This window comes from Ideonella sp. A 288, from assembly GCF_002198735.1.
Lineage (GTDB): Bacteria > Pseudomonadota > Gammaproteobacteria > Burkholderiales > Burkholderiaceae_C > Pseudaquabacterium.
Genome location: NZ_MWLO01000155.1, coordinates 25476 through 47831, shown reverse-complemented (window position 1 = coordinate 47831; position 22356 = coordinate 25476). Strand labels below are relative to the sequence as shown.

Genomic DNA, 22356 nt, shown 5'->3' with positions numbered 1-22356 from the left:
CGCAAATCACTGCAGCAGCAGCGCCTCGCCGTAGTGCAGGCGACCGAGCAGATCGTCTTGCGCCGCCGCATCGGTGTCGCCGACGCCATAGCCGGTGAACAGGCGCACGCCCGACACGAACCGGAGGTCGGCCCCGGTGAACAGCGGCATCGGCTGGTGACGGGGCAAGGGCCCGGCCGAATAAGGCGGCAGCAACCCGCCGGCAAACAGCACCCAGGCGCCGCTTTGGTAGCCATAGATCTGCCCGTCTGGCAGGAATGCCGCCAGATAGGTGCGACCGACCCGACCCACGTCGGCCGGGACCGGCGCCACGCCCACGTTGACAGTGGCAGCCGACAGCGGCCCGGTCTGCGTGCCCGCGTACAGCGGCGGCGCACTCGCCACGGCGCCAGCGTCGAAGAGTGGCCGCGTGCCCTCGCCCACCACGGCCTGCGGCGCGGTGATCACCCGCTGGGCAGACGCACCGGCAATGGCGCCGCCGTTACCGGCTGCGCCATTGGCCACCGAGCCCCAGACCCAGGCGCTGCCGTCGCGGCCGATGGCCGCGCTGATCTGGCGCCCGGCACCCACGGTCTGTGCCGCCACCGCCAGCGCCGCGCGCACGGGGCCCGGCTTGACCAGGTCAACACCGGTGGTGCTGTTGTCGCCCAGTTGACCGCCGGCATTGGCACCGCACCCCGACACCTCGCCGCCGGCACTCAGGAACAGCGCGTGTGCGGAACCCGCCGCCAGGCCGACCACCCCCGTCAACCCGGTGACGGTGCGTGGGGCCGTCAATGTGGGCGTGCCTTGCGACACCTGCCCGCAGCCGGCGTGCAGGCCCGAGTTGGTGCCCCAGCCCGCCACGCTGCCGTCGCGGCGCAATGCAAAGTGGGCGTTGTCGTTGATGTCGGCCACCGCGAGGGCCACCACGTCGCCGGTGGCCGCCACGGCCTGCACGGCCAGCGGCGCACCACCCGGGGTCGTCCGCGACACCGTGCCCAGGCCCCCCTGCGGGTTCAATCCCCAAGCGGACACCGCTCCGTTGCTGCTGGCCGCCAGAAAGCTGGTGTCAGCCGCCGCCAGCGCGGCCGTGCCGGTCAGCGATGCGATGGGCAGAGGCAGCTTGCGCACCTCGCCATTGCTGCCCGACGTGCCGTCACCGGCCTGTCCGCTGAAGTTGTTGCCCCACTGGAACACGCGGCCCGCCGTGTCGACGGCCAGCGCACTGGGGCCGTTGCGGCCCAGCGCCAGCGCACGGATGCCGGTCAACTCGGGAATCTGCACCGGGCTCGTCGCGCGGATCGCGTTGTCGGCCTGCGTGCTGCCGAAGATGCCGTTGGCGCCCGAGCCCCAGACCCACACGGTGCCATCGGCCTTGAGGGCCGCGGCCACGCCGTCGGCGGCCACCACGTCGACGACGCCGGTCAGGCCGATCACCCGCACTGGGCGGCTGCTGGAGGTGCGCGTGGTGTCGCCCAACTGCCCATCGTTGCCCAGTCCCCAGGCCCAGGCGGTGCCATCGGTGCGCGACACCACGAGGAAGTCGGCCCCCACGCCCACCCTGGGGTCAGCCGCCCGCACCGGCGGACCCGCCAGCAGGCCCACGATCAGCGCCAGCCCGCCAACCGCGGCGGCCGGCGGACGACAGGGCCGGCGCGACCAGGATGCCGCGCGAACGGCAGGGGACGGTGGCATGGCGTGGGGAACGTGTGAGAGCATGTCGGTGGTCCTCCGGTCGATCACCTGGCACTTTAGCGCCGGCGCCAAGCCAGCGAAAGGCCCGTGCGGCCAGGCCGCGGCCCATCGGCCGCCACCGCAATGATCCGCCCCCGGACAGGCCGAACGCGTCGACGCCGCTCAAACCATCCGCGACGCCACGTGCGCGGTGCCGGGCACCGCCGAAGACGCGCCACCGCGCAGTGCAATCAGCACCGTGCCCACCACGACGAGGCCGCCAAACAGCACACCCAACCGCAGCCTGAAGAACGTGGCATCGATGTCCACGGCAATTTGCTGCGCCGCCTGCTCCTTGGCGCGCCGCATGCGATCGGTGCCGACCAGCAACTCGCGGAAGCGGTCCTTGCCGGCCTTGATGGCATCGTTGTAGACCACCGTCAGTCCACCGCGCTGTTCGGCCGAGAGGCCCTGGGGCGGCGTCGAGTCGGCCTTCAACGCCAGCTGGTTGAACTCGGCGGCGTAGAAGGCCGCCGCTTTCTTCCACGACATGACGGCGTCGCGCTCATCGTCGGTGAACACCTTGCTGCTCGGCAGCAGCATCTCGTCGAGCAAGGCCAGCAGTTGGGAGTACGCCCCGTCGAACTCCTTCACGTAGGCGGCGCGGCGGTCACCCTGGGCCACGTAGATGAACATCTCCTTCTCGAACCGACGCATCTTCTCGCCTTCGACCTGCAACCGCGACAACAGTCCTGCGGCCGTGAAGTTCTGGCGCACGGCGCGCTCCACGCCCGACTGGGTGACCGCGCTGCCCCAGAGCACGCCGGCGACCATCAGGGCGATCAGGATGGCGACGCCCACCGTGGCGGTGCTGAGATAGGACTTCATGCGACAACTCCAGAGACAGCCATTCGACGCGGCCGATTCTGAATGGAGACTGAACCCCAAAGCCGCGGGCCATCCGTGCAGAAGTCGCACTCCAACTTGACGGATGTCAACATTGCGGGTCAACCCACCCCTCATTCGAGGGGCCGCAGCCAACCGGCCGTCGGCAAATCCGGCGAGTGCGAGCCAGCGGCGACGGCGCCGCCGGCTTGGGCCACAATCCGCTTCTCCCGTTGGAAGCGTGGCCGAGCGGTTTAAGGCACCGGTCTTGCTCAGCGCCACCGGCGCTGCGCCGGAACTCATATCGCATTGCGATGTGAGTGCAGGCAAAACCGGCGCTACGATCAGGCCGTCAACAGTGGAAGCGTGGCCGAGCGGTTTAAGGCACCGGTCTTGAAAACCGGCGACGGTTCATCCCGTCCGTGAGTTCGAATCTCACCGCTTCCGCCATTTCACCTATGAAGATGGCGCGCAATTTGGCTCTACCCCACATAGAACCCGCCAAAAAATCTGCGCTTGGATGAGACGCCAGGGTTCGAACATCACCATTTCCGCCAACCCTTCAACGTTGGCGATGGCGGCCGCGACGGACTTGGTCCGGTTTCGGGATGGTGGGTTGGTTGATGGGTTGGACCGTTTCCGATCGCTGTTCCCATAGGTAAACATGGCGGAGGATCGCTCCGCCGCTAGTCACCATCTCCGCTTTCCATCTCGGGCCAAACCAGCGCAGTGCCGATGCGGCCGGGGAGTGCCGCAAGCCTCGCCACAGCTTCCACTCGCGCCAGGAACGCCTCGACGGTTTCGTGGTCTTCGCGCTCCAACGATTCGCCGCGCACATCGGCTCTGGCGGGCTCGGCGTTCTTGTCCTCCGCCAGCGTGATGATGCGGATGATGGTGATGGGCTCCTTTCCGCAAAGGTGGGCCTCTAGCGCCTCGATGCGCTTCTCGACGGTGTTGGTCATGGTTTCACCCTTCCAATGCTGTTGAGTTCCCTCAGTTCTTCGGCGGCATCTCTGCGCGGCCAATGTGTGCAGATCACCGGCCGCTCCGTTTGCTTTGCAGCCGCTCGGTTCAGGCGTTCAAGCTCGCACGACGCGCACGGCCCGCTGTATGGCCGCTCCAGCGCACGCAGGCGCAAATTGATCGACGCAGTCATGGTCTCCCCCTTGCCACGGCGCTGCGCGCCTCCAATGCCTCGATACGGGCCACAAGCTCCGTTGCCTCGATGATCTTCGCCACGCCGCCCAGCGCGGTGATGATCTGTGCAGCCTGCGCCGGTGCCAGTTCGCCGTCTGCTGCGGCTTGCACGACAGCGCGGGCTTGCTCGGCCAGCGTGCCGTCCGTCGGCAGCGCGAGCGTCGCCGGCATGTCCACCGGACGCAGCGCTGGCAACACGCGGTCGAGAATGATGCGGATGGCCTGTGCGTCGCCGGCCAGTGCCTGCGACCTCAGCGTGTCGATGATCTTGTCCAGATCCGTCGCCAGCGTGGCGCGCATCTCTGCCACCGGCCCACGTCCAGGCGGTCGGCCAGGGGATGCCTTGTTGCCCGGCGCAAAGCGACCACCGGGGCCACGGTCGCCGGATTTCTGACGGTCGTCTATCGGCTTGGTCATAGAGGATTCTCCTTGAACATCGGGCAGCGCTGCAATTGGTCGAGCAGGAACGCCCCGCGCTGCGCGCAACGCCACCCAGGCCCGGCGTGCTGGCACTCAACGCAGAGACGGCGGTCGTCTGCGCCACGGTCACGGTGCAGCAGCCTCTCAGCGCGCCCCTTGGCCTCGGGGTAGCCCAGCCAAGTGCTGCGCGCCACGCGCTTCTCGAACGAAACAATCTCGGCATCAGTCCAGGCCGGCAGGCCCGCTAGGTCGTCGGCCACCCAGTAGGGCGCGCCGTCGGCGCTGACGATGGCACTGCGCTCGACCTTGGCTTCGTGGTCAGCGTGTTGCGCGTGTTGCGTGGCCGTTGCGTGGTTTGTTGCGTGCAACCGGGTGACGGTCGCGGGCATTGCCGGCCCGTAGTCGTTCGTGGCGTGTTGCACTTCCTTAGGTGCTGCAACGCGCAACAACTTGGCGGGCTGTTGCGTGTTGCATGGCCTAGGTACTGCAACGACGCAACGCGAAGCGAGCGCCGATAGGTAGCGATCACGCAGGCCCATCAGTGCGCCTCCGGGGTCTTGCGCACGCTGCTGGTCTTGGCCGGCAACCTCCCTGCCTTCTTCAAAGCCCGCCACACGGTGCTGCGGTTGATGCCCAGTTCCTCGGCAATCAGCGGCCCCGTCAAGCCTTCGTCGGCCAGCGCGATGATGCGTTCGGCGCTCGACGCCTCTGCCTCCTTGAACGTCCAGCGCGCCACGCCGTCGTCGATGGTCAGCACAAGGTCTAGTTCGGCGGCATCGTCGCCGTGCAGGTGCCGGCCCTTGGTCACGGCCCAGGTGAACGCCGCTCCCGTGCGTGGGTCATAGTCGCCCGCGCGCTTCAACTGGATGACGATATCGAGCAGGTCTTCCTTCTTGCTGTTGCCGCGCTGCTCGCCGTTCTTGCCAGCGTGATGCACCAGCACCACTGCAATGCCTCGCCTTCTCAAAGTTAGCAGCCAATTGCTGACCGGGGTCCAGCTTTCGGACTCGTTCTCTTTGCCAGTGCGGCACCACGCCGACAGGTTGTCGATCACGATGACGCGGGTCTTGTCGTCGATAAGCGGCTCGACCATCTGCTGGCCTGCTACGGTGGACAGGTCCGGCAGCGCCTGCCCTTCGGGCAGCAGGTCCGGTGTGAACAGACGGAAGTTTTCGGCCAGGTCGTCGCCCGCGTCAGCCGGGATGAACGACGCCACGCGCTGCTGCATGACGGCGCCGGCCATCTCGGCGTCGAGATACAGCACGCCGACCGGTTGCGCCGCCTTCCAGCGCAGGAACACGGCACCGAAGGCCAGCGCCGCGCCGATGGAAAGACACACTTGAGTCTTTCCCACCCCGCGCCCGGCAAACACCATTGCCAGATCACCGGCATGGATCAACGGCCCCAGCAATTGCACGCGCTCTGGGAACTGATGCGCGCCCAACTGCATGACGTTCAACGCGCGAAGCGGCTGCGTCATCGGCAACTGCTGGCGAACGTCAGTGCGGATGATCGATTCCAACTTGTCGGCGGTGGCAGCCAGCGCGACGGGATCAACGCGGTCCATTGCAGACCTCCGCAGCGTTGCCCAGGCGCCTCGCGGCCACCAGCAGGCGATTGAAGTCCTGCTCGGTCACGCCCTTGCCGTTCACAACGTCCGAGATGACGACGACGGCCACCGTGGACTCGAACGCCACCAGCGACAGCACGTCGGACGCGCTAAACGGCCTCCTGGCGGGCTTCGTGGCGGCGCCGGGCTGGGTAGGGTACAGGTCAGTGAACGACAGGCCCACAGCGGCCAGGATGGCCTCGACGCTATCGCCGCCGAAGTCGTGGAGCAGCACCCTGCCGTCGTCCATCTCGCGGATGGCCAGAGACGGGCACTTGTCCTCACGGGTCGGGCAACTGGCGATCCACTTTCCGGGGCCGGTGCGCCTCACGCGCTGCAAGCGAGACAACAATGTGTCGGCCACCATCAGCGGCCTCCAATCTGGCGCAGCAGGTCGCCCACGGCCCGAAGACACGGCACGGCCTTGCTGTAGTTCCAGCGGCAAACCAGGAACGCGCCATCGGACAGTTCGTGCAGCGTGCAGCCGCAGAGTGCGGCACGCGCCTTCATCGTGGCCAGCGCTTTACCGGAGTCGCCGTCGTTGGCAAAATTCGGCTGTGATTCTTGGTATGTCTTCGGGGGGTTGGCGCCGCAATCGCCGCCCCCCACTTCTTTGGGTACGTTCATCTTGCGGCCCTCCGAAACCAAGTGCTCGGGGTGGCGCACCAGATGCGCAGCGCCAGCGCCATGACGGCGGCCCTCAAGATTGCACCTCGGCCTGCTGCGCCAGGAATGCCTCGACTTGGTCGAGATCGAACACGGTGGTGTTTGGCCCCAGCTTGAACGGTGCCGGGAACTTGCCTTCCTTCACCCAGCGCCAGACCGTGGCCGGGCTTATCGGTAGGCGCCCCCTTCTGCCCTTCGTGGTCGCCAGGTCGGCGATACGGATAACTCGCTGTGCCATCGAAACCCCTTCCGCAGTCCTTTCGACGCGCCGGGGTTGCGGTATGCGACCCCTAATTGCGCGCCGATCCGACTGCAATTGAGGTTTCTAATTCTGAGCATGAAAACGGCAATGGGAGGCGATTTCACGCCTTTGTCTAATCGCGTGCTAGTGCGTCGTGCAGAAGCTCGTCCCACTCAGCGACGGTCTTCAAGAGCAAGTGATACCTGAACCAATCGCGCCCTGCCTGTGCCCTCGGGTCCTTGTGAAACCTGCTGTACTGGATCCGCAGCGCTTCGGCAGGGTCCTTTCCACCATGCAGGTAGTTCTTCCACTCTGGGCGCTTCGCTAGGATTCCCGCTGCCCATGTTGCCGTGTGGCCCGGATTCGCAGGGCACTTCTCATTCCCAGCCAGGCGCTTGTCGGCAATCAGGCGCTCAACTTCAACGACTAGCAGCCCACGTGTCAGCCAAGTCCACTTAGTTTGCGGAATGCGCTGCTCCCTGAATGCCGGCTCGTATTTGCGCGCCAGAGCCAGCGCAAGGAGATACCAGCGGCTCGGGTTATCGGCGATGCCAAGTTCTTCGGCCAGCAGGACCAATTGGTCGTCGTCCTCCTGAACCCATCGCATCATGATGGCCGATCGCTCTGCCTCGCTGGCCAAAAGCGGTATTCGGCGCGGTTTGCGATGCGACTTTGCTTGGGGGGGTCTGGTGGCCATCACGCCGCCTTATGCATCGACACGACGTTGTCGCCGACGGCAGGCGCGGTGTAGAGGAACTTGGCCCAATCGGCCATCAGGTTGCGCCGCTTCTCGAACAGGTCACTTCTCTGATATGCCGCCACAGTGCCGTCTCCAATGGCGTGCGCCAGAGCCATCTCCCGCACCTCTGAGGGGTAGGCAGTCGATGACGCGCACCAGCTTGAGAAACTGGCACGGAACCCATGCGGAACGGCATCGACGCCCATCCGGCGCATGACAGCGGTCAAGCTCATGTCGGACAGCGGCTTGCCCTCCTTGGCGCCGGGAAAAACAAGATCGGAACCCTCAAGCCTCGGCAGCACTTTCAGCAGCGCCACAACGTCGTCAGACAGCGGCACGCTGTGTGGCCGGCCTGACTTCATGCGCGAGCCCGGTATCGACCATGTCTTGGTCTTGATGTCGATCTCGGCCCAGGTGGCCAGTCGTGCCTCGCCAGATCTGCAGGCGGTCAGCACGACGAATTCCAGGCAACGTGCAGACGTACCTGATACGGCCTTCAGTGCCTGCATGAACCCGTACAGGTCGCATGATGCGATTGCCTTGTGCCCGGTGACAGCGCCCACGGTCTTCCGGTCGGCCAGCAACTTGTCGAGATTGCCCTTCCAGCGTGCCGGGTTGTCGCCGCTGCGCAGCTTGCGCACCGTGGCCCAGTCCAGCACCAACTCGATGCGATTGCGCACGCGGTTGATGGTCTCGTTCTTCGTCGCCCAGTGCGGCTCGACGATGTTCGTGATGTGCGTGATGTTGACGTTGCGCACCAGCACGTCGCCGATGACGGGATAGGCATAGGTGGCCAGCGTGTTCTCCCACTGGGTGCCGTGCTTGGCGTTGCGCCAACCGGGCTTCTTGGCCTTGATGTACGCCTCGGCGCAGCGCTTGAACGTCCAGGCCAGCGCCTTCGCTTCCTGCTGTTGCTCAACGATGCTCTGCCGCGCCGCTGCCCGTTGCGCCACCGGGTCGATGCCGTTGGCTATGTCGTCGCGCTTTTCCTGCGCCTTCGCGCGGGCCATCGCAAGCGTGACGCCAGGGAACGCTCCCAGGCCAATCTCGCGCCGCTTGTGGCCTACCTTCACGCGCAGCAGCCAGGAGCGGCTACCGGTAGGCGAAACCTGCAACATCAGGCCCGCCACGCCGCCGACGGGATGCAGTCCGGCAGTGGTGAGCGCCTTGACGGCAAGCGGCCCGAGTTCCTTGGCGATTCGCGGCATATCCATCCCCCCAAACAACCCCACATAGAGGTTGTGACAGGATGCTATGGCCTGCGACGGGTTAAATCAAGCGCTGGGACTTCTTAGCAGCAAGATTGCCGCGATTTCATGCAGTCTTGCGGTGCGCTGAGACGCCATCGGATATGGCGGATGCGGACACCGCTTCCGCCACCCGACCGGCGCGAATCATTGGGTCAACTCAATTCCCGACCGGCCGTGATCGGCGAAGCTCCTCCGCAGAGGTGATCCGAGGTCGCGCACGCATGGTGAGGTGGCCCGGGTCGGGGCTGCGGACAGTGCCGCAAGGGATGCCGCCCGCAGTGAGTGACGCCGGTGCGCCTGGAGTGCACGGTTCGAATCGCCTGACATGGCCCCTGCCATCGTCGATGTCCGGGACGGGCGGGGCGATCGATCCGACTGGAGCCCACCATGGGTCACCCCATCCTGCACAACGGTCGCGCCGACCTGGCGGTGATGCTGTCGACAGGTCAGATTCAAGGCGACCTCTTCGAGAGCCACTTTGCGCTGGCCGTGCCATCGCATGCGTTCAGCACCGAGCGCAAGATCGTGCGCACGGGCGAGGGACGCCTGCTCGAGCGCTTCCTGAGCGAGCCCGTCCACACCGGTCCCGACCGTGCCTTCCCGCCCACCCACGGCCTGCCGCGCTGGGTGCACGACGCGGTCGAAGCCCAGGTCGTCCAAGCCGGCCGACACCACAAGGCTTACACGATCGAACTGGTGGGCATCGGCGAACCCGCGGTGTCGTGGGTGCTGCAGCGCCTGCTGTCGCGGCGCACGATGCGGTATCACCAGCCGGGGCCGCTGCACGGCCTGGACGCATCGCAGCTGCGGGAACTCGCTGACCATTTCCAGGTGGCCTACTGGCGCCACGACATCCACTACGTCCTGCGACTGAACGGGTTCGACAGCGCAGACACGCTGGCGGCCTGGGTGCGGCAGCACCCGCCCAGGGAAGGACGCCCGATCGATCGGCTGCCGCCGCCCCTTGTCAGCCAGCCCGCCGACGGCACCGAGGCCACGCCATGGTTCGACGCGATGGGCGCCTATGCACCCCCTCGCGCCCTGAACCTGGACGACGACGCGGCCGCGTTCGCATTCAGGTCGCTGTCGAACTGGCAGCGGCTCAAGGCCTACTGGAACCGCGGTCCGGACAACGCCATCGTCAACATCCTGAACTGGCCGCGGGAGGCCTATCAGCTGACCTGGGACAAATGCCCGCAGGGCACCGTGCTCACGCAGTTCACCTGCGACCTGCGATTCGAGGCCTACGGCTGAGACCGTCGCACACGGCCCCGCGCCGCCGCCGACCGTTCGGCTCAGCCTACTTGCCGTCCCAGGCGTTGCGCGTGGCCGCGCGCTTGAACGTGGCACGGTTGTCGTTGCTCGGCGGCGGCTCGGAATCGCCGAAAATCGCGCGCATCCAGTGGCCATCGGTGGGGTTCGGGAAGACCACGTACTTGCGCCCATACATCGCCCGGTCCTCCTCCATCAGCTTCAGGCGATCGTCGACGCTCTTGGTGTAGTACTTGCGCCGGAAGTCGTTGAGGTTGTCGCCGAGGTACACCACGATCTCGAAGGCCTTGGCGATCTCGTCCTGCCGCGGCTGCTTGTTGCTGCTGTCGCGCAGCACCGTCAGGTGGGCGGTGTCGGCATAGGGCGCGCCCAGCAGCTTCAGGTGCTCCATCGCGTACTCGTAGGTGCGCTCGCCCTGGTCGCGGCTGGTCACATAGAACACTTCGACGCCGTTGTCCTTGCAGAAGCGCAGAAAGTCCTGCGAGCCCGGCGAGGGCACGATCTGGTTGCGCGGCACCCACTGGTCCCAGACGGCGTCGTCGAAGAAGTCCTTGTTGCGCTCGATCAGGTGGCCCCAGTAGGCCAGCGGCAGCAGGATCGTGTCGTCCATGTCGGTGACCACCGCCAGCGGCCTGTCGCCGGGCTTGCGGGCCTTCAGCGCGGCCTCGACATGCATGCGCGCCACGTTGAAGCCCTGGTGGTACAGCGCGCGGTACTCGGCGGCCGTCTGCTTCCAGGCCACCGCCCCGACCAGCAGGTTGTTGACGCCGTCGCCCGCCGGGCCATTGGTGTTGGCAGGCGCGGCGGTCGGCACCGCGGCGGCACCCGGCGGCGGCAGCTGGGCACAGCCCACGGCGGCCAGCACGGCCAGGGCCAGGCCGGACCAGCGCACGGCGCGCTGGGCGGTGGAGGTTGGGGATGACGACATGGGGTCCCTCTCGGTGTTGAGGTGGTGATCGATGCCCGCCCGCACACCGCGGTCGGCTCGTCACAGGGGGGGATCGCACTGTACGACGCGGCCTCGCGCCGCCCCCACCGCAGCGGGCTGGCCCGGCGGCAGAGGGTGCTCGCCCGCGCCTAGGTGCGCGGCACGGTGGCGGCGGCCGAGGTCGGGCTGGCTGGGCGCGGCGGCATCGTGAACCCCGCGCAGGGGTCCACCCGCTTCACCGCGGGCGTCACCCAGACGTAGGTGAACGGGATCGGGCTCGGCAGCGGCTTGCCGGCCTCGGCAAAACCGACGCTGGCCACCCGAGCGCTGGGCTTGAGCGTGGCCAGCAACTGGCCGACGCCGTAGTCCAGCCGCACATGGCCGTTGCCGGCGATCAGCACGGCCGGCCGGCCGGCCGGTGCCTCCAGCAGCGCCTGCACCATGGCCGCGTCGCGTGCGCGCTGGGCCGCGCGCATGCCTGGCAATCGATCGGGGCCGAGGTGGCCGCAATGGCCGGCGATCAGGTCCTTGTCCAGCGCCTCGCGCGAGCGGTCGTCCAGCGGGGCGCGTTCCAGCGTGGACCGCAGCGCCTCCGGCCACGCGGCCTCGCCGCCGCGGGCGATGGCGCGGGCCTGGTCGCGCGTGACGTTGGCGCCCTGCACCGGCACGTCGCCCCGGGCGGCGGCGGCGAACACCGGCTGGTGCAGCGGCCAGCCCCAGGCCTTGGCATCGAAGCCGGCGTCGACCAACGCCGCGCGCAGGTCGCCGGTGAGCCGGCGCGGGGCGCCACTGGGCATCTGCTCGGCGACGACGGCCGTGGGCCGCAGCGCGTCGATGATCTCGCCGCGGCGGGCGTGGTGCATTGGGTTGTCGTGCTGCTCGCCCAGCAGCACCACGTCGGCGGCGGCCAGGCGGCGCAGCAGTTCGTCGCGGTCGAGGTGGCGGCCGGTGGACACGTCGATCAAGGTGTCGGGCGGCGTGCCCACCAGGCTGGCGCAGCCGGTGGCCAGGGCCAGCGGCACGGCCGCCACCACGGCGGTGGCCCACCAGCGGGCTCGTCGCGCGCCGCGCGACGGTGAATCAGGCAATGCAGGTGCGGTTCTTGCCGGTGCGTTTGGCTTCATAGAGGGCTTCGTCCGCGCGTTCGAGCGCGAGATCGAGTGTCTCACCTGGCCGATAGCCCGTGACGCCAGCGGAGAAGGTGACGAAGACCTCGCGCCCGTCGTGCATGAACAGGCTGGCGGTCAGCCGCCGCTGCAAACGCGTCAGCACCTGCTGGGCCTCGTCGGGCGGGGTGGCCGGCAGCAGCACCACGAACTCCTCGCCCCCGAAACGGGCGATGTGGTCCACCGGGCGCAGCCACTCCTTCACCCGGGCGGCCAGCGACTTCAAGGCCACGTCGCCGGCGGCATGGCCCAGCGTGTCGTTGAGCTTCTTGAAGTTGTCGATGTCGATCAGCCCGACGGCCAGGGTGGCGCCATCGCGCTCGACCCGCGCGCGCTCGGCCTCGAAGGCCGTGGCCATGCCGCGCCGGTTGGCCACCTGGGTGAGCACGTCGGTGGACACCTCGTCGGACAGGCGGCGCAGTTCGCCCTCGAGCTCGCGCACGCGCGACTCGAGCTCGCCGGCACGGGCGTGCTCGGCGGCCAGGCGCTCGCGGGTGCCGGCCACCACCTCGTGCACGGTGCGGGTGTCGCCGACCATCTCGCGCACCACGCCGGCCAGGCTGTCCAGCGTGTCGGCGGCCTCGATGACGCCGGCATAGCGTGCGATGCGGTCGTTGAAGCGTCCGGTGACGTCGCCCAGCTCGCCCAGTTCGACCAGCATGTGCTGGATCATCGTCTTCAGCGCGTCGCGGGCGCGGTCGCGCTCGACGCGCAGTTCGCGCTGGCGCTGCCGCGTGTGGTCCAGCAGTTCGCGGGCAGCCTTCACCGCGCGCACGCTGGCGGTGTCGTCCAGCCGCGCCCGCAGGCTGGCCCCCTGCCCCTGGGCCCAGCTGCCGTCCTCGGCCAGCTCGATGAGCCCGTCGCCGAGCGATCGGCACAGCTGCATCAGCTCGTCGACCAGCTGATGCCGGTGGGCGAACAGGCGTTCGGCGCGGCCGCACACCGCGGCCACCTGCTGGGCCAGGTCGACCGTAGCCCCTTCGTCGTGGATGCGGTCGGCCAGCACGGCCAGTTCGTCGGCCAGCTCGACCGCGCGGGGTTCATCGGGCGGCAGCCCGGCGCGCAGCGCCTGCTGCAGCGAGCCGGCGATGCGGGGATGCTCGTCGACGGGCGCGCCGGGGTCCTCGCTGCCCTCTTCCCAGGCCGAGATCAACTGGCGCAGGCGCTGCTGCAGCCGCTGTGCATCGCTGCGGCTGCCGTCGAGCACACGCTGCAGGCTTTCCTTCTTGCGGCCGGGCGTCCACTGGCGGTTGCCGCGATCCAGCGCGCGCGACAGCCGCTCGATCAGCGAGGCCCAGGCCTGGGCCTGGGCGGCAGCGCCATCGGCACCGCGGTCCAGCGCCCGCTGAAGGTCGTCGTAGCGGCCCTCCAGCAGCGCGGTGGCCAGGTCGGTGCGCAGCGCGGGGTCGTCGGTGGCGCGGGCAGCCAGGCGTTCGACCAGCGGCCGTGCGCGCGCCGGCAGCGGTTCGTTGCGCGAGGGCGGCTCGCCGGCCTCCTCGGCGTAGGCGCGGGCGAAGTTGGCCGGCGTGGGCTCCAGCTTGGCCGCAGCCAGGCGGCGCAACGCGCCCTTGGCCAATGCAGCCGGCGCACCGCCAGCGGTTTGCGGGGTCTCGGCCAAACCGACCCCTCAGCCCCGACGGCCGCCGGGGCGATGGGCTTCCATGGCCGGCTCGGCACCGGCCTGCGCGATCCAGGGCGCCTTGCGCGGCAGCACGGTCTGCTGCAGCCAGCGTTCCAGTTCGTCGGGCGGGATCGGCCGGCTGAACAGGAAGCCCTGCATGACGCCACAGCCCAGCCGGTGCAGGACCTCCATCTGGCGCAGGTTCTCGACGCCTTCGGCGATGACACGCAAACCGAGCGACCGGGCCAACGCGATGATGGCCGTGACCACCGCCGAGCTCTGCGGCGTGATGCCCAGGTCGCGCACGAAGCTGCGGTCGATCTTCAGCTCGGAGATGGGCAGCGTGGTCAGGTAGGCCAGCGACGAGTAGCCGGTGCCGAAGTCGTCGATCGAGATCTCGACGCCGATCTCGTTCAGCCGGTGCAGCGACGGGATGACGTTCTGCAGGTCCTTCATCAGGCCCGTCTCGGTGATCTCGAGCTGGATGGCGCGGTGCGGCACGCCGTAGGCCGAGACCGACTGGTGGATGTGCTCGACCAGGTCGCTGCGCTCGAACAGCCGGTTGGGCAGGTTCACCGCGATCGAGTCGTTGAAGCCGAAGCTCACGCTCCAGACCTTGGCCTGGCGGGCGGCTTCGCGCAGGGCCCATTCGGACAGCGGCACGATCAGGCCGGTTTCCTCGGCCAGCGGGATGAAGTCGCCGGGCGGCACCAGCGTGTGGCCGCGTTGCCAGCGCATCAGCGCCTCGGCGCCCACCATGCGCGAGCCGCGCACGTCGACCTTGGGCTGGTAGTGCAGCACCAGCTCGTTGCGTTCGATGGCCTTGTGCAGCGCGCTCTCGAGCTCGAGCTTCTCTCGGCCGCGGCCGGCGAGCTCGGGCGCATAGATGGCCGATGAGTTGCGACCGGCCGACTTGACCGAATACATGGCCACGTCGGAATTGCGCATCAGGTCGGCCACCGACCCGCCGTCGCGCGGGAACAGCGCGATGCCCACGCTGGCCGTGACGAAACATTCCTGGCCACCGACGAAGATGGGCTCGCGCATCGCGTCGAGGATGCGCTGCGACACCCGCTCGGCATCGCTGACGTCGACGATCTCGGGCAGCAGCGCGATGAACTCGTCGCCGCCCAGCCGGCCGACGGCCTCGAGCGAGCGGTGCGAGCGCGTGGCGATGGTGTCCAGCGCCGTGTCGCTGACCTGGTCGGAGTGGCGCACGCAGGAGCGCAGGCGACGCGCCACTTCCACCAGCAACTCGTCGCCCGAGGCGTGGCCGAGCGTGTCGTTGATGACCTTGAAGCGGTCCAGGTCGATCAGCAGCAGCGCCGCCTGGTGTCCCATGCGCCGCGCGTGGTCGAGCGCCCGCTCGGTGCGCCAGATGAGCTGGCGGCGATTGGGCAGGCCGGTGAGCGCGTCGAAATTGGCGAGGTGGCGGATGCGGTCTTCGGCGACGCGGCGGTCGGTCACGTCCTGCACGATGCCGGTGTAGCCGATGCCGTGGCCCTGTTCGTTGAACTCGGGCTCGGCCTCGACGTGGACGATCTTCTGGCGCGACTGCTCCATCTGCACCGGCACGTCGATGGCCAGCACCGAGCCGTGGGCCAGCACGTCGTGCAGCATGCGCACCATGCCGCGGCGCTCGGGCATGGGCACCAGCCGCAGCAGGCGGCGCAGCGACACCTGATCCTGCGGGCCGAAGCCGAACACGCGCAGGCCCTCGGGCGCCAGCGTCAGGCCGCCGCGGTGGGCCGGCGTGGGCAGGCGCCAGTCGAAGCTGCCCATGCGGGCCAGATCTTGCGCGCGGGCCAGCTTGGCCTTGCTGCGTTCGAGTTCCTGCCGGGTGTTGGACGAGCGCAGCAGGTAGCGCAGCCGGCCGGCCAGCAGGCTCCACTGCGGGCTCTTGACGAAAAAGTCGGTGGCGCCCACCTGGTAAGCCCGCGTGATCGAGGCGTCGTCGTCCAGGCCGGTGAGCATCAGCACCGGCATGTTCTCGAAGGCGGCCTGGTTGCGCAGGGCCCGGCAGGTGTCGAAGCCGTCGAGCCCGGGCATCATCGCGTCGAGCACGATGATGTCGGGCGACCAGTTGGCCAGCAGGGCCAGCGCGCGCTCGCCGCTGGACGCCTCGGTGATGTCGAAGCCGCGGTCGCGCAAGGCCACCGCCGTGAGCATCAGGTTGACTTCGTCGTCGTCGACCAGCAGCACCCGCGGCCGCTCGGGCATGTCATCGGTGTCGAAGGCGTGGGGCAGGATCATGGGCGCGGTCGATCAGACGGCCATCAGGCGGCGAACGGCCGCATCGACACGGTCGGCCTCCCGCTGAAGCTGAGCGACCAGCCCTGGCAGCTGCTCGGTGCGGCCCTCGCGCAGCGTCTGTTCGACCTCGGCGCACAGTTGCGACAATTGCAGCGCACCGATGCTGGCCGACGACGACTTCAAGGTGTGCACACCCATCCGCAGCGCCGACGGATCGGCTCCGACGCCGCCGACGACGATCTGCTGCCGCAGCCGCGCCAGCGAGCCCTGGTAGGTGGTGAGCACGCGCTCGACCAGCCGGCTCTGGCCGGAGGGATCGAGCTGGGCGAGCTTGGCCAGCGACGTGCGATCGAGCACCTCGGACTCGTCCTCGAAGCTGGCCACTGAAACGATCGTCATGGTTCGGGACGGGAGCGGATGTCGCGCAAGGCCCAACCTGTGGGATGGGATGGAATCGAGCCGAGCATGGTGCGCCGCAGCGTCCCAGTCAAGCGGGTGAAGTCGACGAATGGCGGCCACCGTGCAGGACACCGCACCCTTCGACCACCTGCCTCGCACCGCTTGCGGCGGTGATGCGACAACACCACACCTGCAGGGGGACCCGGCGAGCCCGCCGCGGGCCCACGTCGCCCGCCCCGAATCGGCCCGCCAAGGCCCTGTCGGCGTGCCGCTCGCGTGGCCGACCGAGCCGGCCCCCGGGCAGGCCTCCCCTCGGGCCAGCCCGGGGGGCCGGCGCCGGCCGGATCCGGCGCGTCCGTGGCCACCCCGCCCCTGGCCAACGACGGTACACCCCGTCCTTACAATGCCGCGCATGTCGCGTGACCGTGAACCCGGCGCGAAGCTGGCAAGCCCCGCCTTGCCCGTGGTGCCCCTGACCCTGGCGGCGGCAGCCATCGTGGCGGCCATGCTGGCGACGCATGCAGCGCTGCCTGGGGTGCTGGCCGGTCTGGCGCTGGTGCTCACCGCCGCGGCCTGCACCGCCGCGGGGGCCCTGTGGCACCGCCAGAAGGTGGCCGACAGGCTGGCCGATGCCCGCCAGCAGCAGCACCTGCTGATGCAGTTGTCGGATGCCTGGGTCTGGCAGACCGATTCGCAGCACCGGCTGGTGCGCTGGCAGCCTCCGCTGGGTGCGCCGGCGTCGTCGTGGGCGGGCGGCGCCTTCAGTGGCGAACTGCTCTGGGATCGCTTCGTCGATGCCGAGGGCGCGCTGGCCGGGCGCCTGCAGGCACAGGCCCAGGTGCCGGACACCACCGTGGCGGCCACCCAGGGCACCGGCGCCACCTGGCGCATGCGCGGCCTGCCCAGGCTGGACAGCCAGGGACGCTTCGCCGGCCACCTGGGCGTGGCCCGGCCCGAGCCGACCGCCGTCGCGATGGCGGCGGTGGTCGAAGCACCCGCCCCGGCCCCGGCCGCGCCCTCCGGCCAGCCCGACGCCGCCACCCTGGCCGACGAGCACGCCGCCTTCACCTACACCGTCTCGCACGACCTGCGGGCGCCGCTGAGGGTGGTGGAGGGCTTCGGCCGCATCCTGAAAGAAGACTACGGCCACGTGCTCGACCGCATCGGCAACGACCACCTCGACCGCATGGTGGCTGCCGCGGCGCGCATGAACCACATGATCGACTCGCTGCTGGCGCTGTCGAAACTGTCGATGCAGCCGCTGCTGCGGCAGCCGGTCGACCTGTCGCAACTGGCAAAGTACGTGGTCGACGACCTGCGCAGCGGCGCGCCCGAGCGCAGCGTGGCGGTGCGCATCCAGCCCGGTCTGGGCGTGCAGGGCGACCCTACTTTGCTGCGCATGGTGCTGGACAACCTGCTCGGCAACGCCTGGAAGTATTCGTCGCGCCGCGCCGATGCCGAGATCGGTTTCGAGCAGACGGTGCAGGACGGGCGGCCGGTGTTCGTGGTGCACGACAACGGCGCCGGTTTCGACATGCGTTTCGCCGACCGGCTGTTCGGCGTGTTCCAGCGCCTGCACAGCAGCAGCGAGTTCCAGGGCTCGGGCGTGGGCCTGGCATCGGTGCGGCGCATCGTGCGCCGGCATGGCGGCGAGATCTGGGCCGAAGCCGAAGTGGGGCGCGGCGCGCGCTTCTACTTCACGCTCGGCGGCTGATTCGGCGACCGACCCGGCGACCGACCCGGCGGCCGATCAGTCGCGCCCGGGCCGCGCCAGCAACTCCACCGCGTCGACCAGTCGCCCGGCCTGGTCGGCCAGCCCGCGCTGCTCGTCGGCCGCCAGCCGGGTGAGGCGGGCCAGGGCCTCGGCCCGCGGCAGTGAATAGCGGTGCATCAGCACGCCCACCGCCACCGAGACGATGTCGATCCCGGCGCCCGGCGTTGGCATGGCCATCCCCGGCACCGCGCCTGGCGCTCCCGGCGCCGAGGCAGGCCGGATCAGGGTGCCTTCGGCCCGCTTCGGCAGGTTGGCAAAGGCCGCCTCGACGGTGGGCACGATCTGGCCGATGTCCAGCGGCTTGACGAGGTAGGCCACCGCGCCCAGCGCGCGCACCTGCCGCACGGTGTCCTCGTCGGCAAAGGCCGACAGGAACATGAAGGGGATGTGCAGCACCTCGCGCAGGTAGGCGGCGACGTCGAAGCCGCTCTTGCCTTCCATGCGGATGTCGAGCAGGGCCAGGTCGGGCAGGTGCTCGCGGGCCAGCAGGATGGCGTCGTCGCCGTTGTCGGCGTCGATGATGTCGTAGCCGGCCTGCGCCAGGCCGTGGGTCAGCGTGGCCAGCACGAGCCGGTCGTCGTCCACCACCAGGATGCTGCCCTTGCCGGCCATCGCCATTTGCCCCGTCGATCAGACGCCATTGTCGCCCAGGCCGCGGGCTACAAGGGCTCCAGCACCGTGAAGCCCGGCGGCCGCAACCGCACTTCGGCGGCCACCACGGCACCGTCCTGCGCCAGCGTCATCGTCGCCGTGCGCCGCGGCAACAGCGCCCGCACCAGGCCCAGGCCCGACACCCCGGGCGGCACCTGGGCCAGCGAGAAGCCCTCGCGCAGCGTGCCCGGGCTGTCGATGCGGAAGCTCACCTCGGTGTCGGTGCAGTGCAGCCGGCAGGTGATGTCGCCCGGCGTGCTGTGCTTCATCGCGTTGGTGAGCAGCTCGTTGATGGTCAGCGCGATCGGGATCGATTCGGCCTCGGGCAACGCGTAGCGGTGCGCCGGGCTGCCGCCCACCTGCACCGCCACGGCCCGGCCGAAGGTGCGCTGCACCGAGGCGGCCACCGCCTCGACCAGCGGCCTGATGCGCAGCGGCCCGGTCACGCCCACCTGCAGCCCGTGCACCTGCGCGATGGCCTGCACCTGGCCGACCACCTCGCTGATGAGTGCGGCCACCTCGGGCCGGCGCGCCGCCGTCTGCTGCAGCAGGCCGGCCACGCCCTGCAGGTTGTTCTTGATGCGGTGGTGCACTTCCTTGACCAGCATCTCGCGCTGCGACACCGCGGCATCGAAGCGGGCCTGCTCGGCCGCGCGCTGCTCGGTCACGTCGCTGGCCACCAGCAGCAACTGCGGCTCGCCGGCCGAGCCGATGGCCACGATGCGCGTGTCCCACACCCGCGGCGAGCCGGCGCCGTCGGCCGACGGCCGCTGCCGCTCGCGGTGCAGCACCTCGCCGCTGGCCAGCGCCGCGCGCAGGTCGGCGTGCAGCGCAGCGGCCTGCCCCGCATCGAAGCACTGCTCGGGCGTGCGCTCCAGCAGGTCGTCGACCGGCTGGTCGAAATAAAGCCCGGCCATCGCATTGAGCCGCAGCACGCGGCCGCTGGGCCCGTCGAACAGCGCGATGGCCAGCGGCGCGGTGTCGATGATGCGTTGCAGCGAGGCCTGCGCCTGCGCGATGCTGATCTCGGCCTGGCGCCGCCGCTCGATGTCGAGCAGCGCGAAGGTGATCTGGCTGCCGGTGGATTCGCGGCCGGTGACCACCGCATTGCCCACCACCCAGAACTCGCGGCCGTCGCGGGCCCGCAGCCGGCACTCGAAGGTCTCGGCCTGGCCCTCGGCCAGCGAGCGCCGGTAGTGCGTGGCGCGCAACGGGTGGTCGGGCTCGTCGGTGGCCACGGTGGCGATCGGCGCGCCGACGAAATCGGTCAGTTCGCCGCCGAACATGCGCCGCGCCGAGCGGTTCATCCACTCGATGCCGCCGTCGCCCACGGTGACGATGCCCACCAGCACCGAATCGAGGATGGCGCGCGTGCGCTCGGCCTGCAGTTGCAGCGCCTCGCGGGCACTGCGGCGCTCGTCGATGTCGACATAAGAGCAGATCAGACCGGCCTGGTCGTCGCCGCCGTCGACCCGCCGCTTGGTCACCTGCACCCACAGCATCGAGCCGTCGCGCCGGCGCAGCCGCCGTTCGCCCAGCCATTGGCCGGTGCGGGCCAGTTCGGTCTCCTGCTCGGCCCACTGCACGGAATGCGCCTGCGGGTCTTCGAACAGTTCGGCCAGCGGCAGGCCGGCCAGCTCGTCGGCGCGGCGGCCGGTGAGCCGGGCCAGCGCGTCGTTGGCGCGGCCGATGCAGCCGTCGCGAACATGGGCGATGCCCACGTCGGACAGGTTGAACATCAGCTCGCGCTCGCGGGCCATGGTCTCGAGCTCGGCCTGCTGGGCCTTCAGCCGCGACACGTCGGTGAGCACGGCCACCGCCTCGGGCTCGCCCAGCGACGCGGCGCGGCTGATCGACAGCGAGTACCAGCGCTCGCCCAGGTGCAGTTCGGTCTCGAAGCGCCCTTCGATGCCGAGCGCACGCCGCGCCACCGCCAGGGCCGCGGCGTGGTCGGCGAAGAGCGTTTCCAGCGTGGCGCCGGCTGCCCCCCCGGCCGGCAGCCCGAGCATGGCCTCGAAGCGCTGGTTGCAGCGCACCAGCCGCTCGCCGCGCAGGTAGGCCATGCCAGCGCTGGTGCCGTCGAGGATGGCCGACAGCTCGCGCAGCAGCTGCTCGCTGCGGCGGTGCGACTCTTCCTGCTCGGTGATGTCGAGCGTGACCACCGACACCGCGGTGCGGCCGCCGGTGAGCTCGCCGGGTTCCACCCGAGTGAGCAGCCAGCGCCGGCCGAGCTCGGGCGCGCGCACCTCGTAGCGCACCTGCACCCGCTCGCCATGGCGCAGGGCCTGCTGCAGCCGCTCGAACTCGGGCAGCGACGAGGGCTCGACCTGCTCGCGGCGGATCGACTGCAGCCCCGGCTGCAGCCCCGAGCTGCCCTTGCCGGGGCCGGCCCGGCTGGGCAGCCAGCCGCGCGAGGCCTCGAAGGTGGCCACGCCGACGCCGGCGGTGTCCATCAGCGCGCCGATCTCGAGCTGGGCCAGGTCGCGCTCGTCCTCGAGGCTGCGGTCCTCGACGACGGCCATCACGCGCATCGGGCCGTCGTCGCTGTGGAAGGCGCGCAGCCGGGCCCGCAGGCGCGGCATGCGGCCGTCGGGCGCCTGCACCGTGGCGCGCACCTCCAGCGTCGGGCCGTCGACGCGCAGTTCGGCGTGCGGGCGGTCGCCCTCCCAGGCCAGCAGCTGGCGCAGGTCGGCGGCGGCCTCGTGCAGCATCACCGGCGTCCGGCCGACCAGCGCACCGAAGGCGGCGTTGCTGCGCAGCACCAGGCCGGTCTGGTCGTACACCAGCATGCCCACCGGACTCAGGTCGAACCAGTGCTCGAGCTCGTGCACCGAGCGGTCGATGCGCACCCGCGCCTCGCGCTCGTGCGTGATGTCCACCAGCACCGACAGCAGCAGCGGGCTGCCGTCGTCGGCGCTCACCTCGCGGGGCAGCACGCGGAACCAGCGCAGTTGGCCCTGCGCGTCGCTGAGGCGGCGCTCCACCAGGGGCAGCGTCTGCCCGGGCCGGCCGAGGCTGGGCCGCTCGAGCCGCGCGGCGCGCACCTCAGGGCGGTCTTCGGGCGGCACGAACTCCACCGGGTCGTGCCCGAGCACCTCGGGCAGCGGTCGGCCCAGCGCCGTCAGGAAGGCGCGATTGGCCGCGACGATGACGTGCCGGGCGTCCTGCACGATCAGCGGCTGCGGCGCGTCCCAGAGCAGCCGCACCACCTCGCCGGTGGCCCGGGCGTCGAGCCGGGGCGCCTGGGACAGCGAGGCACCGCTGCGGGCCCGCAGCAGGCGCATGCCGCCCGGCCCGGGGGCGAGCGCCAGGTGCACCGGGTGGCCGTCGACCAGCGTGGCGTCGCGCTGCCAGGCCGCCGACCCGGCGGCGGCGTCGCGCAGTTCGCTGCGCTGCGGCTCGGCCAGCCGGGCGAAGGCGACGTCGAGACCCTGCCCTGCCTCGCAGCCCAACAGCCGCGTCGCGGCGCGGTTGGCGTAGGTGACGCGGTGGCGCGGGTCGACCAGCACCAGCGCCTCGTCGGCACTGTCGAGCAGCGCCCCCAGCTGCGCATGGGTGGGGGCGGCCGAAGCGCGCGAGAGCACGGACATGCCGCCGAGTTTAGCGGCGCGCACGCCCTGCGACGGCGT

General features: G+C 69.9%; 20 protein-coding genes and 1 tRNA gene. 3 read left to right on the top strand and 18 right to left on the bottom strand.

Features of this window, described 5'->3' with window-relative positions; translation table 11 throughout:
- Nucleotides 1-6: 6 nt before the first annotated feature.
- Nucleotides 7-1677: a hypothetical protein gene (locus EOINJALH_RS27225; protein ID WP_158219911.1), complete on the bottom strand. Its 1671-nt coding sequence runs from the start codon at nt 1675-1677 to the stop codon at nt 7-9.
- 162 nt (nt 1678-1839) lie between these two features.
- On the bottom strand, nt 1840-2544 hold the full coding sequence (locus EOINJALH_RS27220; RefSeq protein WP_088286147.1) for a hypothetical protein: 705 nt from the start codon (nt 2542-2544) through the stop codon (nt 1840-1842).
- Nucleotides 2545-2901: 357 nt separating this feature from the next.
- Here EOINJALH_RS27220 and EOINJALH_RS27215 point away from each other — a divergent pair.
- Nucleotides 2902-2991, top strand: a tRNA-Ser gene (locus EOINJALH_RS27215).
- A gap of 236 nt (nt 2992-3227) precedes the next feature.
- On the opposite strand, the gene EOINJALH_RS27210 is transcribed toward EOINJALH_RS27215, so the two are convergent.
- The 9 genes from EOINJALH_RS27210 to EOINJALH_RS27175 form a co-directional block, all read right to left on the bottom strand.
- Nucleotides 3228-3503, bottom strand: a complete 276-nt coding sequence (locus EOINJALH_RS27210; protein ID WP_088286145.1) for a hypothetical protein — start codon at nt 3501-3503, stop codon at nt 3228-3230.
- A gap of 190 nt (nt 3504-3693) precedes the next feature.
- Complete coding sequence (locus EOINJALH_RS27205) at nt 3694-4155, bottom strand: hypothetical protein (RefSeq protein WP_144290195.1); 462 nt, start codon at nt 4153-4155, stop codon at nt 3694-3696.
- The gene (locus EOINJALH_RS27200; protein WP_144290194.1) at nt 4152-4697 is read right to left on the bottom strand and encodes a hypothetical protein; all 546 of its coding nucleotides are present in this window, start codon (nt 4695-4697) and stop codon (nt 4152-4154) included. The genes EOINJALH_RS27205 and EOINJALH_RS27200 overlap by 4 nt, the downstream gene beginning before the upstream one ends.
- Nucleotides 4697-5725, bottom strand: coding sequence for an AAA family ATPase (locus tag EOINJALH_RS27195; RefSeq protein ID WP_088286139.1), 1029 nt, complete (start codon nt 5723-5725; stop codon nt 4697-4699). The genes EOINJALH_RS27200 and EOINJALH_RS27195 overlap by 1 nt, the downstream gene beginning before the upstream one ends.
- Nucleotides 5712-6134, bottom strand: coding sequence for a DNA primase (locus tag EOINJALH_RS27190; protein WP_088286137.1), 423 nt, complete (start codon nt 6132-6134; stop codon nt 5712-5714). Before EOINJALH_RS27190 ends, EOINJALH_RS27195 begins: the two co-directional genes overlap by 14 nt.
- Complete coding sequence (locus tag EOINJALH_RS31455) at nt 6134-6394, bottom strand: hypothetical protein (protein ID WP_144290193.1); 261 nt, start codon at nt 6392-6394, stop codon at nt 6134-6136. The genes EOINJALH_RS27190 and EOINJALH_RS31455 overlap by 1 nt, the downstream gene beginning before the upstream one ends.
- Before the next feature lie 73 nt (nt 6395-6467).
- Entirely contained in the window at nt 6468-6671 is a 204-nt protein-coding gene (locus tag EOINJALH_RS27185; protein ID WP_088286135.1) for an AlpA family transcriptional regulator, read from the bottom strand.
- A 136-nt stretch (nt 6672-6807) separates the two neighbouring features.
- Nucleotides 6808-7371, bottom strand: coding sequence for a hypothetical protein (locus tag EOINJALH_RS27180; protein ID WP_144290192.1), 564 nt, complete (start codon nt 7369-7371; stop codon nt 6808-6810).
- Nucleotides 7371-8627: a phage integrase central domain-containing protein gene (locus tag EOINJALH_RS27175; protein WP_310732351.1), complete on the bottom strand. Its 1257-nt coding sequence runs from the start codon at nt 8625-8627 to the stop codon at nt 7371-7373. Before EOINJALH_RS27175 ends, EOINJALH_RS27180 begins: the two co-directional genes overlap by 1 nt.
- A gap of 423 nt (nt 8628-9050) precedes the next feature.
- Between EOINJALH_RS27175 and EOINJALH_RS27170 the strand changes: the two genes are divergently transcribed.
- On the top strand, nt 9051-9917 hold the full coding sequence (locus EOINJALH_RS27170; RefSeq protein WP_088286129.1) for a hypothetical protein: 867 nt from the start codon (nt 9051-9053) through the stop codon (nt 9915-9917).
- A 46-nt stretch (nt 9918-9963) separates the two neighbouring features.
- Here the strand turns inward: EOINJALH_RS27170 and EOINJALH_RS27165 are convergent, their stop codons facing one another.
- The 5 genes from EOINJALH_RS27165 to EOINJALH_RS33065 form a co-directional block, all read right to left on the bottom strand.
- Nucleotides 9964-10863: a 5'-nucleotidase, lipoprotein e(P4) family gene (locus EOINJALH_RS27165; RefSeq protein WP_088286127.1), complete on the bottom strand. Its 900-nt coding sequence runs from the start codon at nt 10861-10863 to the stop codon at nt 9964-9966.
- 149 nt (nt 10864-11012) lie between these two features.
- On the bottom strand, nt 11013-11951 hold the full coding sequence (locus EOINJALH_RS27160) for a ChaN family lipoprotein (RefSeq protein WP_158219910.1): 939 nt from the start codon (nt 11949-11951) through the stop codon (nt 11013-11015).
- A complete protein-coding gene (locus EOINJALH_RS27155; protein ID WP_088286123.1) occupies nt 11944-13647 on the bottom strand; it encodes a diguanylate cyclase in 1704 nt (567 codons plus the stop codon). The genes EOINJALH_RS27160 and EOINJALH_RS27155 overlap by 8 nt, the downstream gene beginning before the upstream one ends.
- 9 nt (nt 13648-13656) lie before the next feature.
- A complete protein-coding gene (locus tag EOINJALH_RS27150) occupies nt 13657-15903 on the bottom strand; it encodes a bifunctional diguanylate cyclase/phosphodiesterase (RefSeq protein ID WP_088286121.1) in 2247 nt (748 codons plus the stop codon).
- Between the two features lie 12 nt (nt 15904-15915).
- On the bottom strand, nt 15916-16302 hold the full coding sequence (locus EOINJALH_RS33065; protein ID WP_234414065.1) for an Hpt domain-containing protein: 387 nt from the start codon (nt 16300-16302) through the stop codon (nt 15916-15918).
- Between the two features lie 466 nt (nt 16303-16768).
- Between EOINJALH_RS33065 and EOINJALH_RS32045 the strand changes: the two genes are divergently transcribed.
- On the top strand, nt 16769-18016 hold the full coding sequence (locus tag EOINJALH_RS32045) for an ATP-binding protein (RefSeq protein WP_234414064.1): 1248 nt from the start codon (nt 16769-16771) through the stop codon (nt 18014-18016).
- Between the two features lie 36 nt (nt 18017-18052).
- Here EOINJALH_RS32045 and EOINJALH_RS27135 read toward each other — a convergent pair whose 3' ends face one another.
- Both EOINJALH_RS27135 and EOINJALH_RS27130 read right to left on the bottom strand, forming a co-directional pair.
- Nucleotides 18053-18694, bottom strand: a complete 642-nt coding sequence (locus EOINJALH_RS27135; protein WP_234414063.1) for a response regulator — start codon at nt 18692-18694, stop codon at nt 18053-18055.
- Between the two features lie 41 nt (nt 18695-18735).
- A complete protein-coding gene (locus EOINJALH_RS27130) occupies nt 18736-22317 on the bottom strand; it encodes a PAS domain S-box protein (protein ID WP_088286117.1) in 3582 nt (1193 codons plus the stop codon).
- Nucleotides 22318-22356: the final 39 nt, after the last annotated feature.

Coding starts and splice junctions, on each gene's coding strand:
- EOINJALH_RS27185 (WP_088286135.1), bottom strand. CDS start 6,671: ATGGCACAGCGAGTTATCCGTATCGCCGACCTGGCGACCACGAAGGGC.
- EOINJALH_RS27205 (WP_144290195.1), bottom strand. CDS start 4,155: ATGACCAAGCCGATAGACGACCGTCAGAAATCCGGCGACCGTGGCCCC.
- EOINJALH_RS27130 (WP_088286117.1), bottom strand. CDS start 22,317: ATGTCCGTGCTCTCGCGCGCTTCGGCCGCCCCCACCCATGCGCAGCTG.
- EOINJALH_RS27180 (WP_144290192.1), bottom strand. CDS start 7,371: ATGGCCACCAGACCCCCCCAAGCAAAGTCGCATCGCAAACCGCGCCGA.
- EOINJALH_RS27195 (WP_088286139.1), bottom strand. CDS start 5,725: ATGGACCGCGTTGATCCCGTCGCGCTGGCTGCCACCGCCGACAAGTTG.
- EOINJALH_RS27200 (WP_144290194.1), bottom strand. CDS start 4,697: ATGGGCCTGCGTGATCGCTACCTATCGGCGCTCGCTTCGCGTTGCGTC.
- EOINJALH_RS31455 (WP_144290193.1), bottom strand. CDS start 6,394: ATGAACGTACCCAAAGAAGTGGGGGGCGGCGATTGCGGCGCCAACCCC.
- EOINJALH_RS27225 (WP_158219911.1), bottom strand. CDS start 1,677: ATGCCACCGTCCCCTGCCGTTCGCGCGGCATCCTGGTCGCGCCGGCCC.
- EOINJALH_RS27135 (WP_234414063.1), bottom strand. CDS start 18,694: ATGGCGATGGCCGGCAAGGGCAGCATCCTGGTGGTGGACGACGACCGG.
- EOINJALH_RS27175 (WP_310732351.1), bottom strand. CDS start 8,627: ATGGATATGCCGCGAATCGCCAAGGAACTCGGGCCGCTTGCCGTCAAG.
- EOINJALH_RS27170 (WP_088286129.1), top strand. CDS start 9,051: ATGGGTCACCCCATCCTGCACAACGGTCGCGCCGACCTGGCGGTGATG.
- EOINJALH_RS33065 (WP_234414065.1), bottom strand. CDS start 16,302: ATGACGATCGTTTCAGTGGCCAGCTTCGAGGACGAGTCCGAGGTGCTC.
- EOINJALH_RS27220 (WP_088286147.1), bottom strand. CDS start 2,544: ATGAAGTCCTATCTCAGCACCGCCACGGTGGGCGTCGCCATCCTGATC.
- EOINJALH_RS27150 (WP_088286121.1), bottom strand. CDS start 15,903: ATGATCCTGCCCCACGCCTTCGACACCGATGACATGCCCGAGCGGCCG.
- EOINJALH_RS27190 (WP_088286137.1), bottom strand. CDS start 6,134: ATGGTGGCCGACACATTGTTGTCTCGCTTGCAGCGCGTGAGGCGCACC.
- EOINJALH_RS27165 (WP_088286127.1), bottom strand. CDS start 10,863: ATGTCGTCATCCCCAACCTCCACCGCCCAGCGCGCCGTGCGCTGGTCC.
- EOINJALH_RS27210 (WP_088286145.1), bottom strand. CDS start 3,503: ATGACCAACACCGTCGAGAAGCGCATCGAGGCGCTAGAGGCCCACCTT.